We start from the raw sequence: 17,489 nt of genomic DNA on the forward strand, positions 1-17,489 counted from the left end.
TGTCGATCGTTATTTCAGATTGGCGGAATACTGGCCGTGCGGCTCACCACCCAAAGCGCGGATCAGGGCGACGGAAGTTTGCAGGCGCTGGGTGCGGAGCGTCAGGACGGTGCGCTGCGCAAGCAACGATGCGGTCTGCGCTACGACCACTTCGAGATAGTCCGAAGCGCCGTCGCGATAACGGATGAGAGCCAACTCTGTGGTGCGAGCCGACGCGCGCGCGGCTTCGTCCTGTTCGCGCTCGGCATCGGCAAGGTGATGAGCCGCAGCCAATCCATCTTCGACTTCACGAAACGCGCCCAGGACTGTTGATCGATAATCGGCAGCGGTTTCTTCGAAGACCGCGCGCGACTGGCGAATGTCTGCCTTTCGACGACCACCATCAAAAACGGGTGCCAGTAACGCCAGCGGACCGAGCGCCCAAAAGCTGTTTGCAGCAGAAATCAAACTGCCGCCGGTGCTCTGGTAACCGCCTGACAAACCAAGCGTTAGCGACGGAAACTGCGCTGCCCTGGCGACGCCGATGCGCTCGTTGGCGGCAGCAACCCGGCGTTCGGCGGCGGCAATGTCAGGGCGACGCTGAAGCAGTTCGGAAGGAATCCCGGCGGCAATCGGCATGGGTTCAATGTCGGGAATTGCTGCTGGAACCGAGAATGTCGATGGCGTTTCACCGACAAGGACGGCAAGTTGGTGCTCGGCATTCGCACGGTCGAGCGCAATGGTTGCGAGTTGCGCCCGCGCATCCGAAAGCTGGCTTTGCGCGCGACTGGTATCCAGCCCCGATGCGATGCCACCGCTGTGGCGGATGTCCGTCAGTTCGAACGCGCGAGCATAGGCTTTGCTGGTCTGAAGCAACAAATCGGCCTGTGCATCAAGTCCACGCAGGCGAAAATATGTGTCCGCGATGCCGGCGTGGAGACTAAGGCGAACCGAGGCTAGGTCCGCTTCACTGGCTGCTGCATCGGCGCGACCGGCACGAGCGGCACCACGCAGTCGTCCCCATAAGTCGATTTCCCAATCGAACGAGCCCGCCAGCGTGCGGTCGGTGTAAGTTACGCTACTGCCCGAAGACAGAGGTCGCCCGGCCGAAACGCGTTCACGCGCGATCGAGGGTCCGATCGACACTTCCGGAAGGCGCTCGGCCCCTGCCCGGTCGGCCAGCGCAACAGCCTGATCATAGCGAGCAACAGCAGCGGCAACGGTTGGGCTGGCCGCTTCGGATCGCGCTTCCAGATCGTTGAGCAACGGGTCGTTGAAACTCTTCCACCAGTCACCGCGTGGCTCGCGATCGAGCGGCGTCGCAACCGCCCAGCCCTTCTCTTCTTTGAAATTCACCGCCGCGGGCGTCGTCGGCACATAATAGGCCGGAGCCATCGAACAGGCCGAAACCACCGCAACAAGCGGAAGCGGAAGCCATAGCGACTTCCGCATCAGCTTGCGGCCTTGGCTACGGCTTTTTCGACGCGAACCTGATCGCCCTCGGCAAGGGCATCGGGCGGCGTATCGACAATCCGTTCGCGCCCGGTCAGCCCCGCACCGATCTGGACAATCGCACCTTCATCGCGCGCGATTGTGACGGGGCGGAGGTGGATGCGGTTTTGCGCATCGACGATGGCAACGACCGGGCCCGTTTCGCGCACCATGACCGCGCTGGCGGGCAGCGTGATGCCGCTGGATGTCGCTAGCGGGAAACGGATTTGCGCATAAGCACCGGGCTTCAATGCGCCGTCGCTATTATCGGCCTCCAACTGGACCAGAACACTGCCCGACGCCGGATCGACCGCGCCTGCCGAACGCGTCAGCTTTGCTGTGAACACGCGGTCGGGAAATTCGGGAACGGTCAGCTTCGCTTCCATGCCCGGATGGATTTGCCCAGAACTGCCTTGCGGAATGCGAACGAAGATTCGCACGCGGCGGATGTCGGACACGGTGAATAGCGGCTGCGACGCGGCTGTCCCCGCGACAACCAGCGCGCCGATCTGTGCCGAACGACTGGTGACAACTCCGGCAAACGGTGCTTGAATCTGCGTGAAGCCCTTCAACGCACGCAAACGGCGAACGTTGGCCGATTGCGCATTCGTCAGCGCGGTATTCGCAGCCAATGCCCCACGCTTTTCGTCAGCCTCTTGTTTCGACACGGCATCGCGCGCCAACAGCGCGTCCCAGCGAACCGCCGTCGTCCGCGCAAGCGACTGGTTGGCGCTGGCAGTCTGGTAATCGGCCTGCGCCTGCGCCAGTTGCTGATCGACTTCGGGCGCATCAATAATCGCCAGCGTCTGTCCTGCCACCACACGGTCGCCGATATCGGCCAGCCAGCGCCGGACATACCCGTTGGTCCGCGCATAAAGGGCCGCACTGTTATACGCCTGAATATTACCGGGCAACGTCAGCCCTTGCCCTGCTGTATTCGTGGCAGGTGTCACAACAGTCACGGTCTGCACCGCAGAGTCCTGCGCGACGGTTTCCAGATTATGATCGGCACGGACCCGCGTCCCGATACCGACGGCAACCACGGCAAGCGCGACAATGCCTGCGCCGATACCAACCTTGCGCAACGAGCGAGATGGCGGTTGATCATCAGACATGAGCGAGTTCCAGTTCCATAGGTGTCCGTGCCTTCACGCCCTTGCGGTGAACGAAACTGAAGACGACGGGGACAAACATCAACGTCGCGATCGTGGCACAGAAAAGGCCACCGATCACTGCACGACCAAGCGGGGCGTTCTGTTCGCCGCCATCGCCGAGACCAAGCGCCATCGGCAACATTCCGATGATCATGGCAAGCGCGGTCATCAGAACTGGGCGAAAACGAACCATGCCAGCCTCGAGCGCGGCCTGATAAGAATTTCCGAGTTCGGCCAGTCGTTCGCGCGCGAAACTAACCACCAGAATCGAGTTAGCGGTTGCAACGCCCATGCACATGATCGCTCCGGTAAGCGCAGGCACTGACAAGGTAGTGCCAGTGATGAACAACGTCCAGATAATGCCAGCCAGTGCGGCGGGTAACGCTGTGATGATCACGAACGGATCGAGCCAGCTCTGGAAGTTCACGACGATCAACAGATAGATCAGGACAATCGCGCCGAGCAGGCCAAATCCCAACCCCGAAAAGGCCGTGTTCATCGTTGCATACTGGCCGCGCAGATCGACAGCCACACCCTTCGGCTTTTGATGATCGAGTTTCTTCAGGACGCTATTGATCTCCCCAGCGACCGCACCAAGATCGCGACCCTGTGGCGTTGCAAAAATGTCGATGACTGGCTGGATGTTATAATGACTAACCACGGCTGCGGCATTCGAACGAGTGAAGGTTGCGAGGCCGCCGAGTACCTGGGACTGGCCGCCTGCCGCGCCGGATATAGGCACATTCGACAAGTCGCTGATCGACCCGAGCTGATATTCCGGGGTCTGGCCGACCACAGGATACGACACCCCGTTCTCAGGATTCAGGAAGAACACCGGTGCAGTCTGCGACGTCCCCGCCAGCGTCGTACCGAGACTGTTCGTCACGTCACGCTCGGTAAGATTATATTGACCGATGCGCGAGCGATCGACGTTCACCGAGAGCTGAGGATAGGAAGAGGATTGCTGAATGCGCGCGTCAGCGATGCCAGGTATCGAACGGATATTGCGGAGTATTTTTGCCGCATAGGTCGCGTTGGCCGTAGCATCCCTGCCGCTGACCTGAATGTCGATCGGCGCAGGAGCGCCGAAGTTCAGGATCTGGCTGGTGATATCGGCCGGCAGGAACGAAAACGTGTCAGCCGGGAAAGCACGGGGCAATTCACGACGCAAAAGGGCAATGTGGTCGGGCGTCGGTGCATGATCTTTTTTCAGCGTGATCAGGATGTCGCCATCCTGCGGGCCGATCGTGCCGGAATTATTGTAAACCGTGTTGATGCCGCTAACCGGCAGACCAATGTTATCGGTGATCGAAACGATCTCACCCGCCGGCAATAACGACCGAACGCGCGCCTCGATCCGCTGAAATTCCGCCGAAGTATTTTCCAGCCGCGAGCCGACTGGTGCCCGGACGTGCATCGCGATCTGGCCTGCGTCCACCGACGGAAAGAAATTGCGACCGAGAAATGGCGTCAGCAGAAAGCTAAGCAGCACGACCACAAGAAACCCAATAACAAACGGCTTTGGCGCGTTCAGCGCGCGTTCGAGCAGGCCACCATAACCTGCACGGAACTTCTCAAACCGATGTTCGAAACCGCGCTGGAAACGCACCAGCGGATTACGCGATGTGGCACTTCCGGCCTCGTGGATATGACCCGGCGTATGGGGCCGAAGCAGATACATCGCCATCGTCGGAACCAGAGTCCGCGACAGGATGAACGACGCGATCATGGCGAAAACGACGGCCAGCGCCATCGGCACGAACAGAAAACCTGCGATTCCCGGCAAAAAGAACATCGGTACGAACACGATACAGATGCACAGCAGCGACACGAACGCGGGCGTCACGATCTGCGCGGCACCATCGAGGATTGAATGGATAACGCCCTTGCCCTGCTCCAGATGCCAGTTAATGTTCTCGATGGTCACTGTCGCGTCATCGACGAGAATACCGACCGCGAGTGCCAGTCCGCCAAGTGTCATCGTGTTCAACGTCTGACCGAACGCAGCCAGCGCGGCGACCGCAGACAATACGGCCAATGGGATCGAGACGGCGATGATGATCGTAGAGCGCCACGAACCGAGGAACAGGAGGATCATCAGCGAAGTCAGAATCGCCGCCAGTGCGCCTTCCTTGACCACGCCCTCGACCGCACCCTTCACGAACAACGATTGATCGCCGACTGGCAGAATCTTCAACGACGCGGGTAGCCCCTCCTGAAGCGCGGGAATCTTGTCCTTAACGCCCTGTACGATGGCGAGCGTCGACGTCGCCCCATTTTTCAGCACAGTCAGGAGCGCCGATCGCGCGCCATCGACGTGCACAACGTTGGTTTGCGGCCCGCTGCCATCGCGGACATGGGCAACATCGCGCATATAGATGGTCGCGCCGTTCACGACCTTTACTGGAATATCGTTTAGCGCGGCAACCGACGACGGGGCGTTGTTGAGCTTCACACTGTATTGCAAGCTGCCGATCTTGACGAAACCAGCCGGGCTGATCTGGTTCTGCGCAGCGATTGCATTGGCAACATCCTGAGCAGACAGACCATTTGAATTCAGCGCCTGCTGATCGATGTCTATTTGAATCTGACGCTGGCGGCCGCCCGATGGATACGGAATGGCGGCACCGGGAACGGTGACGAGCCCCGGGCGTATCTGATTGACGCCAAGGTCGAAAAACTGTTGCTCGGTAAGCCCCTTTCCTGACAGCGCAAGTTGCACGATTGGCACCGTGGATGCACTGTAGTTCAGGATCAGCGGCGGCGTGACGCCTGGGGGCATCTGGCGCAACACAGTCTGTGAAACCGACGTAACTTGCGCCGTTGCAGTGCGAATATCGGAACCCGGCTGGAAATAGATTTTGACGATACCGATGCCGGGAAGCGACTGACTTTCAATATGCTCGATATCATTGACCGTAGTCGTCAGCACACGCTCGTAAGGTGTAATGATGCGTCCGGCCATTTCCTCTGGTGGAAGACCTGCATAGTTCCAGGCGACGGCGATCACCGGAACCTTGATCTCTGGGAAAATATCCACGGGCGTCCGCAGCGCGGCAAGAATGCCGACGATCAGGATTAGCAGCGCCATAACGATGAACGTCAACGGTCGCTGAAGCGCGGTCTTTACGATACCGATCATTGGTTAAGCTGAGGCCCGGTGATTGTTGCAACATTGGAACCGTTGTCGAACGTCATGTAAGATGTTCTCATCATAGATGCTGCCATGCAACATCAAACATTGGCAGTCTAATATGAGTTGCATAGCGATCGATATCGATTACGACCTGATCGATGGAATTACGGCATCTCCGCTATTTTGTGCACGTAGCAGAGGAGCTGCACTTCGGGCGCGCTGCGGCACGGCTTGGAATGTCCCAGCCACCGCTAAGCCAGCAAATCCGCCTGCTGGAGGATCAACTGGGCGTTGTGTTGCTGGAGCGCACGAGCAGACGAGTCGTACTCACCGAAGCAGGCCGGCTATTTTTGGCCGAGGCTTATAAAACGCTGGAACAGGCGGACCATGCAATCGATGTGGCTCGCGGAGTCGGCAAGGGTGAACTTGGCGAAATAAACGTCGGCTTTATGCCCTCTGTGCCATTTACAACGGTCGTGGCGAAGGCACTTTCGAAATTTCGCGCAAGCTATCCTGCGGTGCGTCTCAACCTTACTGAAATGTCTCGTACGGCACAGATTGAAGGGTTGCTGACCGAAAAGATCGAGATTGCCTTCATCCGCAATGTCTATCCGCCGGTTGTACCGGAAGGACTCGAAGCGATCTTGCTGATGGCAGAGCCGTTGGTCGTGGCGATGCTGGCGAACCACCCTCTCGCCATCGCGTCGTCCGACCCGTGTATCGCGGACCTCCGAAACGAGGATTTTATCCTATATCGCAGCGATTTCGGAGTAGGGTTCAATGAACATCTGATAGGGCTATGCGCTCTGGCGGGTTACGTACCGAAAGTAACCCAAGAGGTCACCGGACCGTTCACGTTGCTCGGGCTGGTTTCCGCCGGTCTCGGGATTACTGTCGTCACACCGACGCTCGGTGCGCTTCATCCCGATAACATGATATTTCGGCCACTCGACGATCCTGAGGCGATCAGCCGCTTGTGGATGATCCGACGGCGCGGAATATCGAAAGCGGCGGCGCGCTTTGCGGATTTCGTTTTGGCAGCGCGCACTTAGGCTTCGGCGTTATCGGCGCCGCCACGGTTAGACGACTGCGCTCGCAGGGGATACAAACCTAACCATCGCCCAGGAGCAGATCCTGCTCCTTGCCCGCCAGCGCGACCAGCCAATCGATAAACAGCCGCACGCGTGGAAGCAGACTGACATCTTGATGGACGGCCAGCCAAAAAGTGCGTTTGATCGATTTTTCGGGATAAATGCGCCGTAATCTGTCGTCCGGATCGCCCATAAAGCACGGCAACACGCCAAAGCCCGCGCCCGACGCAATCATCTCACGCTGGGCATTAATGCTGGAGCTGCGCAGCGACGGCTCCCGACCAAGCGCCAATTCGTCGAGATAGTTTAGCTCCGGCGCGTAGATAAAGTCGGGAATATAGCCGATCAGCGCCACGTTTTCCGGCTCATCGTCCAGACCGGCAGCGATATATAGCCCCAGCCCGTAGTCCGTCAGCCGCCGCGTTTTCAGCGGACCTTTGCGCGGCTGGGCAAGAAGGAGTGCAATATCGGCTTCTTTTCGCGACGGGTTCAGAAAACCACTGTTGGCAAACAGATCGATAGCAATATTTGGATGGTCGAGGGCAAAGTCGCGCAAGCGGGGAGCAACAAACCGCGTGCCAAATCCTTCGGCCGCACTTACCCGCACCAGCCCTTTTTCAGCATCACCGCTTCCAGCACCCTGTTCGAATTCAAGTGCTGCTCGCTCCATTATTTCGGCGTGGGCAAACAGTCGTCGCCCATCGGGGGTCAGAACCTGCCCATCGCGGGTCCGCTCGAACAAGGTATGACCGAGTTCGAGTTCCAGACTGCGAATCTTTCGGCTGACGGTCGTGCCATCGATACCAAGAGTGCGCGAAGCGCGCTCCAGATTGACCGACCGGGCAAGCACAATGAAGGTTTGCAGCTTGCTCCAGTCCATTAGCTGCAAATACGCAGACAGCTTTCACCTGTCCAGCGACTGGTTTCTGTGGATAACTCTGTTCTGATCTCATTGCCTCTTGCCCCCACCTCCTTGCGCCCGCAATGCGCTCCCAATGACGTTTCAAGTAGACATGGGTGAAGACCGGACCGGCAAGTCGGTGCCGATCGACCTGGAGGAATTGCTGGCCACGCGACTGTTGGTGCAGGGCAATTCGGGGTCGGGAAAGTCGCATCTTCTCCGCCGCCTGCTAGAACGCAGTGCCTCGCAAGTTCAGCAGATCATTATCGATCCCGAAGGCGATTTCGTGACGCTTGCCGGACCACATGGTCATGTCGCGATCGAGGCTGTTCAATATTCGGCTCCCGAAGTCCTCCGCTTCGCCAGCCGCTGCCGTGAACACCGCACATCAGTCGTTCTCAGTCTCGAGGGGCTTGAGATGGAGGGCCAGATGCGATGTGCGGCGGCGTTCCTGTCCGGGCTATTCGATGCGCCGCGCGAGCACTGGTTTCCGGCACTGGTCGTCGTCGATGAGGCGCAGATATTTGCCCCGGCATCGGGCGCGGACGTGAGCGAAGAAGTGCGCCGTGCATCGCTGTCAGCGATGACAAACCTGATGTCGCGCGGGCGAAAGCGTGGCCTCGCGGGGATCATCGCGACGCAGCGCCTTGCCAAACTGTCCAAAAACGTCGCGGCGGAGGCTTCCAATTTCCTTATGGGGCGCACGTTCCTCGACATCGATATGGCCCGCGCCGCCGACCTATTGGGGATGGAGCGGCGTCAGGCCGAGGCCATTCGCGATTTGGAGCGTGGTTCGTTTCTGGCGCTTGGTCCCGCCATCTGCCGCCGTCCGATTGCGGTCAAGATCGGGCCAGTCGAAACTTCGGCGCGCAGCGGAAGCCCAATTCTTTCCCCGCTTCCACAGGCACCCGCTGGCGATATGAAACAGTTTCTGCTGGCCGGGTTCGATGAGGTCCCTCCCCGACCTGTCAAAGCGTCCCCTCCGCCGCCTGCGGTCGAAACCGTGCTCGATCAGATCGGGCATGTCGACCTCACCCCGACTCCTGAAATCGAAGCACCGGACCCGGCACTCCTCAATCAACTGGTCAGCGATGTGCTGCGTGCGATCGTCGAAGATCCATATTCGACGGCACGACCGGCGGCGATCCTGTTTCAGGATTTTCAGGTTCGGTGTCGCATGGTCGGTGTGCAGGCACCGCCCCTCGCCCCGTCAGCCTTCGCACGCCGCCTCGCCGCTGCGCGTGCTGGCATATTCGACGGGCTGGATGAGGAATGGGCGGTCGCTATAGACGCAGCCACCGACTTGCCAGACGATATGCTGGGTGCTTTTCTGCTGGTCGCGCGCGCCGCTCGCGAGGGCGAAGCATGTCCAACCGACGAAGATATCGCCCGCACCTATGGCACAAGCTCACTGGGGCGCGCGCGTCGGGTAATGAACTATATCGAAAGTCGCAATCTGTTCGTGATCCGCATTGACCTTGCTGGAAAACGATCTGTCACAATCCCGGCGCTGGGATGGACCACGCGTTCGACCGAGACGGTTTAAGCGAAAAATCGCCGCATGATTCAGTTACGGCACGGGGCGTAGCGCATAGCGGCGACAATGTTCGAGATAGCCTCCCTCATGACTGGCAAGCAGGTCAACCACGCTCAGCCAAAGCCAGGGTGGCGCATCGATCCCGCCGCCGTGCCGGGCGCGCAGAAGGATGATCCATTCGCGGCGCTGTGCAGCATTCATCTGGCGCGCATGGGCGCGACCGACAACATGAGCCAGATATCGCGCGGAAACCGTCGCCTGGCTGCTCGAAAACTGTTCGAACTCAAGCTTCAGATCCTGTGGCATCAACTCGCGCAAAACCATCGGTTTACCAAGTACATGGCAAGCGAGCATTCGATCACCGAGATTGGGCGACAGAGCCTTTGCCCCCGCAACGACGCGCTCGCCATGATCGACCGGCACGTCAGCATCGGGCGATGTCGGGGCGAAGGGCTCGACCGCTTGTTTCAGATCAATCAGCGCGTGCTGTGCGGGCGATTTACGTGAACCGCCGATCGACACAAGCGCTGCATAGCGCAGTTTGCCGAGTGAGCTGCACCCCTTCATCCAATAGGCTGCGTCGACCAGCCGCACCTTATCGTCATCGGCGCGGGCGTTGAGGCGGAGGATCGTTTCCTGAACCGGAGCCTGAGCGAATAACTCGGTCAGGGCAATGCGTTCGTCGTTCGACAACGCCCAGTATTTTTTGCTCAGCGGGATGACAGGCTCAACGTCCTCGATGCGCTCGCGGGCAAGCTGCCGCCAGCGCCGCCCGATCGCGCGGCGACGGACCGCACGTACGACGTTGGGTTCCTTTGCGGCATTCTCAACCTCGGGTTCGGCCAACGCCAGTTCATAGCCATCGACCATCGCTTCGATCATATGGGCGGTCGTGACGCCGGGCAGGTCGGAACCACGCGCGGCAGTCGCCAGTGACAACCCAAGCCGGATAAGATCGTGAACGGGGTTACCGATCGTCGTCTGATCGAGATCCCGGATCTGGACGTCGATCGAACCGTCGGCGCTGGCGATTGGACCAAGGTTGCCGACATGGCAGTCGCCGCAAATCCATACCGGTGGTCCGTCGGGCAGATTTTTCGCCGAAGGAGAATCTGCGAGCCATTCGTAGAACTTGCGCGTGTTGCCCCGTACATAAGCATGGGTCGATCGCGCCATTTTCAACTCGCGCGTATGATTGAGCAACTTCTGACGCTGAGGTTCGGTAAAGTCGAACGCAGTCTCGCTGCTTCGAACTTTGCTGTCGGTCAGTTTCTTGCGCGCGCTACTCGCCATCCAGCACCTCTCCATCTTGAGATGCACAGAGCGCACGATCCGGCACATCGTTCCTTCGATTTATGTTCGATCGACTGCGGATCATGGTCTATAACGCAGATAAGGAGAGAGATATGGCGACCATCATCAAAGCGCGACCGGAAATGGATGCGTCCGAATGGGAAGCGCGCGTCCATCTGGCAGCCGCGTATCGGCTCGTGGCGCATTACAAATGGGACGATTTGATTTTCACCCATCTTTCCGCCCGAGTTCCCGGCCCGGAACATCATTTTCTGATAAATCCCTATAATCTGCTGTTCAATGAGATCACTGCGTCATCGCTGGTCAAAATCGACGTCGAGGGGCAGCCTGTCGGCCCGGCGAGCAGTCCGGTAAACCCGGCAGGATTTACGATCCATTCGGCAATTCACATGGCCCGCGATGACGCGATGGCCGTGATGCATCTGCATACGCCGCATGGGCAGGCCGTGTCAGCTATGTCGTTCGGCCTGTTGCCACATACCCAGACTTCGATGATCGCCGGGCACGATGTTGCCTATCACGACTATGAAGGCATCGCGACCGATCTGGACGAACGCGGGCGACTGGTTGCGGACCTCGGCGACAAGAACGCCATGATCCTGCGTAACCACGGAACGCTGACTGTCGGCGATAGTGTGGGTGCCTGTTTCCTCAGATTGTATTTTCTGGAACGGGCGTGCGAAGCGCAAGTAATGATGTTGTCTGCAGGACGGGAAAACCTGAACACTCCACCGCAGGGCGTAGAGGGAAAGGTTGCGCAACAATCCAACCCAAAGGGAATGGGAGCATTGGCAACGCAACTCGCCTGGCCTGCCCTTTTACGCAAGGCAGACCAACTGGACCGGACGTTTCGAGAATAGCTGGAGGAAGCAGATTCAGCTTTGCTCGCGAGCAAAGGCTGCTGCGTCTGCTATCTGACCCTCGGTCGGAATCACGCCAGTATAGAGTATGAACTGGTCCAGCGCCTGAAGTGTCGCAATTTCGACTCCGGTAATCCGCCGCTTGCCCGCCACATCGGCGGCACGCAGGAACGGCGTTTCGGGCGGATACTGAACCACGTCGAACGCCACATCGCATACAGCCATCATTTCGGCCGGAAACGCGAGTCTGTCCACATCGGTGCCGTTCATCCCCAATGGCGTGACGTTGATCAACAGCGGAGCGCCATTCTCGACAGTCTCGGTCCAGCGAAAACCATATAAATCTGCCAGAGCCTGCCCCGTAACCTCGTTGCGGGCGATGATAGTGCCATTACTAAACCCGGCATCACGCAGCGCCGCCGCCACCGCCTTCGCCATGCCGCCCGACCCACGCAGCACGAATGGCGTGTCGGGCGCGATGCCCACGATCAGCTTTGCGACGGCTCCATAATCCGTATTGTGCCCGATCAGTACGCCGTCATCATTCACGATCGTGTTGACGCTGTCGATCGCCGCGGCCGATGGTGCAAGGCCGTCGAGCAGAGCAATCACCGCCTCTTTGAACGGCATCGAAACTGCGCAGCCACGAATGCCGAGCGCGCGGATACCGCCGATCGCAGCGGGTAAATCGTTCGTCGAGAAGGACTTGTACAGAAAATCGAGGCCCGTCAGTTCATAAAGCCGATTATGAAACCGCGTACCGAAATTGCCGGGTCTTGCCGAAAGTGACATACACATCTGCGTGTCGCGGCCAACGAGCGGTTTGCCAGTCATCGACAAGTCTCCGACTGCAAATCTTGTATCGGCAAAGGCGCATGGCCGAGTTCGGGAAACAGTTTCTCAATCGCCGCCTGCAAGTCGCTGGGACCGGAAAGCAGGCCGAATTGGTCCAGGACTCCCTTGACCAGCCGCGCTCGATAAGGACCGATGCCGGGCATGGACTCCAGTCCTCGAAAATCAGGATCGGCGAGCTTGTCCGCCAGATCGCCGAGAGTACGATAGCCCGAGGAAGTCAGAAATCGTCGCAGACCTGACGGAAGGGCAGATTGGCTAACAGGCAAGTCGCGATCCGTTGCATTAGGCTTTGCCGAACGCAGCCTGGTCCTCGCCCCTTTTTCGCGCTTCAGCGTACGGCGAATGTGGCCGAGTTGGCCGGACGTAATCGCGAGCTGACGGCCAATATCCCGATACGAGCTGCCCGAAGCACGCAAATTACGGGCTTGCTCAAGGTTCAAATTCGCTTGTTCGGACTGACTTAGCATTCACAATCGGACATCTCATTGACAGTGAGACAATGCAACCTGCTCCAGTCGTCCCCGAGTCACTCGGTGGCAGCGGGTTTACTCACCCCGAGCAACCTGAAAACCGGCAAACGACTGGCTAACCGGCATGATCTCCAGCCGGTTGACGTTAAGGTGGGCGGGTAGTTCCGCAACCCAAAGCAACGTCGCGGCTATGTCCTCAGCGGTCATCGGTTTCGCGCCGGAATAAAGAGTATCGGATGCCTGCTGATCGCCACCGTTCCGAACGATGGTGAATTCTGTTTCAACCATGCCGGGTTCGATCGACGTCACCCGCACACCCTTGCCATGCAAGTCCGACCGCAAACCGAGCGAAAATTGTTCGACGAACGACTTGGTCGCGCCGTAAACATTGCCGCCGGCGTAGGGGTAAGTCGCTGCAACCGAAGAAATATTTATGATTGCTCCCTTTCGAGCGATCAGAGTGGGCAGCAGACGGTATGTCATCGACGCAAGCGCTGTGACGTTGGTGTCGATCATCGTCTTCCACTGACCGAGGTCAGCCTGATCCGCAGGCTTTGTACCGAGCGCAAGGCCGGCGTTATTGACCAGCAGATCGATGCCCTGAAATTCTGCAGGTAAATTATCGAACGCCGCATCGCGCGCAGCCTCGTCCCGCACGTCGAATACGGCACCGAAGACCTTGCTTCCGGCCTTCGCCACTAACGCATCCAACCGATCTGCTCTGCGACCCGTTGCGATTACACGCCAGTCAGCATCGACAAACGCATGAACGGCGGCTTCTCCGATGCCCGATGTTGCGCCAGTGATAAGTGCTGTTTTCGGCATAAGTAATCCTAGCGCAGAGTCGCGGTGTTAGAGGCATGGTCTTGTAGCGCGGACGATGCTCAGGAAATATCCATCAAAACAGGGGAAAGCTCAATTTGGCGAGCACGTCGCGAAGCACGTCCCGACCAGCCATAGAATCCGGCCCCCGTGTGCGATCGCTTGCTTGATCGCTCCAGTCACGCTCGGGGAGCCCCTGTTCGCGCTGAAACGCGCGCAGGCTTCGGTCATAGTCCCGGACGGCCTGTGCCTGCGTTTCGCTCCATGCATATTGTTCCTCGAACAGGACAGATGCCTGCGGCAGTCGCGGTTTAACCGACGCCGGGCGAACGGGATCGGGCTTGCCGATCGCGAGTCCAAACAGCGGGAACTGTCGGGCAGACAAGGCAAGCTCCGCGGCCACCTCGGCAGGCTTGTTGCGGATACCCCCAATATAAACCGACCCTAGTCCCAGCGATTCCAGTGCAACCACAGCATTCTGCGCGGCAAGAGACGTATCGACAGCCCCGAGCGTGAAACTCTCCAGATAATTCAAGGCATCAGGCGTCGTCCCCCGTGCTTTACCAACCTGCGTCAACCGATCGAAGTCAATCAGCCAGACCAGGAATAAGGGCGCTTCGACAATATGCTTCTGCCCCCGGCCAAAGCAGCGAGCCGTGCTTTTCGTGCAGGATTTCTGACGGCAACAACACTCCAGACCTGAAGGTTCGACGATGATGCCGCCGACTGAGCAGCGGTCACCAGCGTCTCGGCCAGCCCGTCCGCCAGAGGTTCGGGCAAAAATGCGCGCACAGAGCGGTGATCGAATATTACATCCAGTGTGGGGTTTGCCGCGACGGGTCTCGGCGTATCATCGCTGCGGTAACGGGCGATCGCGCGGTGGAACGTCATGCCCTGTTCGCCTGATCGGGCACATGCCCAGCAAATCGGTTTTCAGGACGTCGCAAACCAAGGTTCTGTCGAAGGGTGGTGCCCTCATATTCCTCCCGGAAAATACCGCGCCGCTGAAGGATCGGCACAACCTGATCGACGAAATCGGTAATGCCTGTTGGCAGGATCGGTGGCATGATATTGAAACCATCGGCCGCCCCGTTCTCGAACCAGCGCTGAATGATATCGGCAATCTGCTCAGGCGTGCCAACCGAGGTCAAATGACCTCTCGCCGTTGAAACCTGTCGATAAAGCTGACGCAACGTCGGCCTTTCCCGCGCGACCAGATCGGTCACCAGTTTCAGGCGACTTTTGCTGCCATTCGTTTCGGTCGGCAGCGGCGGTGCGATATCGTCAAGCGAATAGCCTGACAGATCGGCCCCCTGATAATGACGGCGCAATATCCCCCAGGCGACCTCTGGATGGACAAGCGATTGAAGCTGTTCGTAATTGGCTTCGGCCTCTGCTTCGGTTCCGCCCAACACCGGGAAAATGCCCGGCATCACCAGTAAATCCTCGCGACGCCGGCCATATTTCGCCAGCCGTGATTTCACATCGCCGTAAAACTCCTGCGCGTCTTCGATCACCAGATTGGCGGTAAAGATCACTTCCGCCGTTCGCGCCGCCAGCTCCCTGCCCGGCTCAGACGCCCCCGCCTGAACGATAACCGGATAGCCCTGCGGCGGACGCCCGATATTTAGCGGTCCGCGAACCTGAAAATTCGATCCGGCATGGTTCAGCAGATGGAATTTATCGGTATCGAGATAAACGCCCACGTCGCGATCACGAACGAAAGCGTCATCCTCGTAACTGTCCCACAGACCCTTCACCACATCGATATACTCTTCAGCCCGCTCATAGCGTTTCGAATGTTCGAGGTGTTCCGTCCGGCTGAAGTTCGCCGAAACATCGGCACCCGTCGTCACGACGTTCCACCCCGCACGCCCGCCGCTGATCCAGTCGAGCGAGGCGAATTTGCGAGCGGTCGTGTAAGGATCTTCGTAAGTCGTCGTCGATGTTGCGACAAAACCGATATTTTGGGTGACCTGCGACAAGGCTGACCACAACGTAACGGGTTCGAAATGCGCCGCCTTGGCATTTTGCCGAAAGGACGCCTCATCCTTGAAATCCGCATAGCCACCGGGGCTGTCCGCCACGAATACGAGATCGAATTTACCTCGCTCGGCTGTCTGCACGATGTCCTTGTAATGTTGCAGGTTCATGCCTGCGTCTGCCTGAGCGTCTGGATGCAACCACGCCGATACGTGATGACCCGTCGCCTGAAGGAACGCACCGATGCGAAGTTTACGTGACTTATCGGTCATGCAGAAATCCTCTCGTTAGAAGAATAGCGGCTGTTTTCGGGATCAGTCTCGACACCCAGCAAAGCCAGTAATTCGTGCTGGAGCGCGGCAAACCGTTCGCGCCGCTCCACGCCGGGAGCGGCCAAGCCAACGGTGATATCCGCAACGATACGGCCATCGTCCAGCACGACGACCCTGTCCGCCAGTTCGATCGCTTCATCAACATCGTGCGTTACAAGCAACACCGCCGGATGATGAGCAGCCGACAAACGCCGAAGAAGAACGTGCATACGTATCCGAGTCAGCGCATCGAGAGCGCCGAACGGTTCGTCCGCCAGTAGCAACGCCGGTCTCCGAACGAGCGATCGCGCCAGAGCGACACGCTGCTGCTCCCCTCCCGACAGTTCATAGGGCCATGACTGCTCTCGCCCGGAAAGCTCCACCTCGGCCAACGCCTCGCGCCCGCGATGCCTCCGGTCGGGTCCATCAAGCCCAAGAATGACATTATCGAGGACACGTTTCCACGGAAGCAGACGCGCATCCTGAAACACGACCGACAGCCGCTCGGGCACCAGCAACTCTCCCGATCCAACCGCTTCATGGTCAAGATCGGCCAGCGCACGCAGCAAAGTGCTCTTGCCCGATCCGCTGCGTCCGAGCAGCGCCACGAATTCACCCTGGCGAATGTCGAGGTCGATCCCGTTCAGCACACCCTTTTGCGTGAATCGCCGCACGAGATCGCGAACGCGAACGACGACGGTCATGAACCTAGCGTCCTGCGCCACGTCAACGCCCGGCCCTGAACGACGCGGACCACAGCATCGGAGGCCAGACCCAGCACCGCATAGACGACGAGCCCGACGAGCATTACATCGGTTTGCGCGTAATTTCGCGCCAGCGTGATCATATACCCAATCCCGCTGGTGGCGTTTAGCTGTTCGACCACGACAAGCGCCAGCCAGGATGCCGTGACCCCGAAACGCAAACCCAGCAGCATCCCTGGTAGCGCACCGGGCAAGATGATATGCCGGATAAAGTCCCACCGGCTAAGGCCCAGTGTTTCCGCGAGTTCGACTTGTTTGAGATCGATCGCCCGCAATGCGTTGTGCGTATGGATATAGATCGGCGCGAATACAGTGACCGCGATGACAGTGACCTTCATCGCCTCTCCGACACCGAACCAGAGGATCATGAACGGGATCAGCGCCAGCACGGGTATGCCGCGTTTCAACTGAACCAGTCCGTCGATTACATAACCGCCGAGCAGGCTGAGCCCGGAAACAAGGGCGAGCGCTATGCCGGCCACCACGCCGAATGCGAGTCCTTGGGCAGCGCGCCATGCCGATATGGCGAGATTTTCCTGTAAACGCCCCTCGCGCAGCAAATCGACCGTCGTGGTTAGCGCGGTCCAGGGCGCAGGCAGGATACGTTCGTCAAGGTAACCCGTAAGTGAAAAAACCGACCAATATATGACGAGGAGCAACGGCCCCAGCACCCAACCCCACGCCAACGGCTTATCAAGCCCGAGTCTGCGGTGCCGACGACTGTCAGCTAAAACTATCGGCGGCAAAATCTTGGGCGTGCCCAGCGGAAGCGGCGTGACGCGATCGGCTGAAAAGCCAATGGGCTGAGAGTGAGCATTCAT

At 58.9% G+C, this 17,489-nt stretch carries 16 protein-coding genes; 3 read left to right on the forward strand and 13 right to left on the reverse strand.

From position 1 onward, the window contains the following. Positions 1-9 precede the first annotated feature (9 nt). Genes D3Y57_RS07450 through D3Y57_RS07460 form a run of 3 tightly spaced genes read right to left on the reverse strand, consistent with a single transcriptional unit; the run spans position 10 to position 5,766 of the window. Positions 10-1,431, reverse strand: coding sequence for an efflux transporter outer membrane subunit (locus D3Y57_RS07450; RefSeq protein ID WP_121152463.1), 1,422 nt, complete (start codon positions 1,429-1,431; stop codon positions 10-12). Continuing rightward, complete coding sequence (locus D3Y57_RS07455; protein WP_121152464.1) at positions 1,431-2,585, reverse strand: efflux RND transporter periplasmic adaptor subunit; 1,155 nt, start codon at positions 2,583-2,585, stop codon at positions 1,431-1,433. The genes D3Y57_RS07450 and D3Y57_RS07455 overlap by 1 nt, the downstream gene beginning before the upstream one ends. Continuing rightward, entirely contained in the window at positions 2,578-5,766 is a 3,189-nt protein-coding gene (locus D3Y57_RS07460) for an efflux RND transporter permease subunit (RefSeq protein ID WP_121152465.1), read from the reverse strand. The genes D3Y57_RS07455 and D3Y57_RS07460 overlap by 8 nt, the downstream gene beginning before the upstream one ends. A 152-nt stretch (positions 5,767-5,918) precedes the next feature. On the opposite strand from D3Y57_RS07460, the gene D3Y57_RS07465 reads away from it, so the two are divergent. After that, positions 5,919-6,812, forward strand: a complete 894-nt coding sequence (locus D3Y57_RS07465) for a LysR substrate-binding domain-containing protein (protein ID WP_121152466.1) — start codon at positions 5,919-5,921, stop codon at positions 6,810-6,812. A gap of 58 nt (positions 6,813-6,870) precedes the next feature. Here the strand turns inward: D3Y57_RS07465 and D3Y57_RS07470 are convergent, their stop codons facing one another. Beyond that, the gene (locus D3Y57_RS07470) at positions 6,871-7,731 is read right to left on the reverse strand and encodes a LysR family transcriptional regulator (protein WP_121152467.1); all 861 of its coding nucleotides are present in this window, start codon (positions 7,729-7,731) and stop codon (positions 6,871-6,873) included. A 115-nt stretch (positions 7,732-7,846) separates the two neighbouring features. Here D3Y57_RS07470 and D3Y57_RS07475 point away from each other — a divergent pair, with 115 nt between their 5' ends. Continuing rightward, positions 7,847-9,298: an ATP-binding protein gene (locus D3Y57_RS07475; RefSeq protein ID WP_121152468.1), complete on the forward strand. Its 1,452-nt coding sequence runs from the start codon at positions 7,847-7,849 to the stop codon at positions 9,296-9,298. 24 nt (positions 9,299-9,322) lie between these two features. Here the strand turns inward: D3Y57_RS07475 and D3Y57_RS07480 are convergent, their stop codons facing one another. Continuing rightward, positions 9,323-10,582: a DUF2252 family protein gene (locus D3Y57_RS07480; RefSeq protein ID WP_121152469.1), complete on the reverse strand. Its 1,260-nt coding sequence runs from the start codon at positions 10,580-10,582 to the stop codon at positions 9,323-9,325. A gap of 113 nt (positions 10,583-10,695) precedes the next feature. Here D3Y57_RS07480 and D3Y57_RS07485 point away from each other — a divergent pair, with 113 nt between their 5' ends. Continuing rightward, positions 10,696-11,463, forward strand: a complete 768-nt coding sequence (locus tag D3Y57_RS07485) for a class II aldolase/adducin family protein (protein ID WP_121155587.1) — start codon at positions 10,696-10,698, stop codon at positions 11,461-11,463. Between the two features lie 15 nt (positions 11,464-11,478). Here D3Y57_RS07485 and D3Y57_RS07490 read toward each other — a convergent pair whose 3' ends face one another. The 8 genes from D3Y57_RS07490 to D3Y57_RS07520 all read right to left on the reverse strand — a co-directional run bounded on the left by D3Y57_RS07490 (position 11,479) and on the right by D3Y57_RS07520 (position 17,489). After that, positions 11,479-12,297: a shikimate 5-dehydrogenase gene (locus D3Y57_RS07490; RefSeq protein ID WP_121152470.1), complete on the reverse strand. Its 819-nt coding sequence runs from the start codon at positions 12,295-12,297 to the stop codon at positions 11,479-11,481. Further along, a complete protein-coding gene (locus tag D3Y57_RS20135; RefSeq protein WP_162987033.1) occupies positions 12,294-12,584 on the reverse strand; it encodes a hypothetical protein in 291 nt (96 codons plus the stop codon). The genes D3Y57_RS07490 and D3Y57_RS20135 overlap by 4 nt, the downstream gene beginning before the upstream one ends. Before the next feature lie 279 nt (positions 12,585-12,863). Continuing rightward, positions 12,864-13,613 carry an SDR family NAD(P)-dependent oxidoreductase gene (locus D3Y57_RS07500; protein WP_121152472.1) on the reverse strand — a complete coding sequence of 250 codons (750 nt, stop codon included), beginning with the start codon at positions 13,611-13,613 and terminating at the stop codon, positions 12,864-12,866. A 73-nt stretch (positions 13,614-13,686) separates the two neighbouring features. Further along, positions 13,687-14,187 carry a nitroreductase family protein gene (locus tag D3Y57_RS20395; protein WP_205590098.1) on the reverse strand — a complete coding sequence of 167 codons (501 nt, stop codon included), beginning with the start codon at positions 14,185-14,187 and terminating at the stop codon, positions 13,687-13,689. Between the two features lie 14 nt (positions 14,188-14,201). Beyond that, positions 14,202-14,501, reverse strand: a complete 300-nt coding sequence (locus D3Y57_RS20400; RefSeq protein ID WP_205590099.1) for a nitroreductase family protein — start codon at positions 14,499-14,501, stop codon at positions 14,202-14,204. Continuing rightward, a complete protein-coding gene (locus tag D3Y57_RS07510) occupies positions 14,498-15,865 on the reverse strand; it encodes an LLM class flavin-dependent oxidoreductase (RefSeq protein ID WP_121152473.1) in 1,368 nt (455 codons plus the stop codon). The genes D3Y57_RS20400 and D3Y57_RS07510 overlap by 4 nt, the downstream gene beginning before the upstream one ends. Continuing rightward, the gene (locus D3Y57_RS07515) at positions 15,862-16,608 is read right to left on the reverse strand and encodes an ABC transporter ATP-binding protein (protein WP_121152474.1); all 747 of its coding nucleotides are present in this window, start codon (positions 16,606-16,608) and stop codon (positions 15,862-15,864) included. Before D3Y57_RS07515 ends, D3Y57_RS07510 begins: the two co-directional genes overlap by 4 nt. After that, positions 16,605-17,489 carry an ABC transporter permease gene (locus D3Y57_RS07520; protein ID WP_121152475.1) on the reverse strand — a complete coding sequence of 295 codons (885 nt, stop codon included), beginning with the start codon at positions 17,487-17,489 and terminating at the stop codon, positions 16,605-16,607. Before D3Y57_RS07520 ends, D3Y57_RS07515 begins: the two co-directional genes overlap by 4 nt.

Origin of the sequence: Sphingomonas paeninsulae, assembly GCF_003660165.1 — a bacterium.
Taxonomy (GTDB): Bacteria; Pseudomonadota; Alphaproteobacteria; order Sphingomonadales; family Sphingomonadaceae; genus Sphingomonas_O; species Sphingomonas_O paeninsulae.

Excerpts from the sequence above, each read along its gene's own strand:
- D3Y57_RS07450 (WP_121152463.1), bottom strand. The coding sequence starts at position 1,431 with ATGCGGAAGTCGCTATGGCTTCCGCTTCCGCTTGTTGCGGTGGTTTCG.
- D3Y57_RS07455 (WP_121152464.1), bottom strand. The coding sequence starts at position 2,585 with ATGTCTGATGATCAACCGCCATCTCGCTCGTTGCGCAAGGTTGGTATC.
- D3Y57_RS07460 (WP_121152465.1), bottom strand. The coding sequence starts at position 5,766 with ATGATCGGTATCGTAAAGACCGCGCTTCAGCGACCGTTGACGTTCATC.
- D3Y57_RS07465 (WP_121152466.1), top strand. The coding sequence starts at position 5,919 with ATGGAATTACGGCATCTCCGCTATTTTGTGCACGTAGCAGAGGAGCTG.
- D3Y57_RS07470 (WP_121152467.1), bottom strand. The coding sequence starts at position 7,731 with ATGGACTGGAGCAAGCTGCAAACCTTCATTGTGCTTGCCCGGTCGGTC.
- D3Y57_RS07475 (WP_121152468.1), top strand. The coding sequence starts at position 7,847 with ATGACGTTTCAAGTAGACATGGGTGAAGACCGGACCGGCAAGTCGGTG.
- D3Y57_RS07480 (WP_121152469.1), bottom strand. The coding sequence starts at position 10,582 with ATGGCGAGTAGCGCGCGCAAGAAACTGACCGACAGCAAAGTTCGAAGC.
- D3Y57_RS07485 (WP_121155587.1), top strand. The coding sequence starts at position 10,696 with ATGGCGACCATCATCAAAGCGCGACCGGAAATGGATGCGTCCGAATGG.
- D3Y57_RS07490 (WP_121152470.1), bottom strand. The coding sequence starts at position 12,297 with ATGACTGGCAAACCGCTCGTTGGCCGCGACACGCAGATGTGTATGTCA.
- D3Y57_RS07500 (WP_121152472.1), bottom strand. The coding sequence starts at position 13,613 with ATGCCGAAAACAGCACTTATCACTGGCGCAACATCGGGCATCGGAGAA.
- D3Y57_RS20400 (WP_205590099.1), bottom strand. The coding sequence starts at position 14,501 with ATGACGTTCCACCGCGCGATCGCCCGTTACCGCAGCGATGATACGCCG.
- D3Y57_RS07510 (WP_121152473.1), bottom strand. The coding sequence starts at position 15,865 with ATGACCGATAAGTCACGTAAACTTCGCATCGGTGCGTTCCTTCAGGCG.
- D3Y57_RS07515 (WP_121152474.1), bottom strand. The coding sequence starts at position 16,608 with ATGACCGTCGTCGTTCGCGTTCGCGATCTCGTGCGGCGATTCACGCAA.
- D3Y57_RS07520 (WP_121152475.1), bottom strand. The coding sequence starts at position 17,489 with ATGAATGCTCACTCTCAGCCCATTGGCTTTTCAGCCGATCGCGTCACG.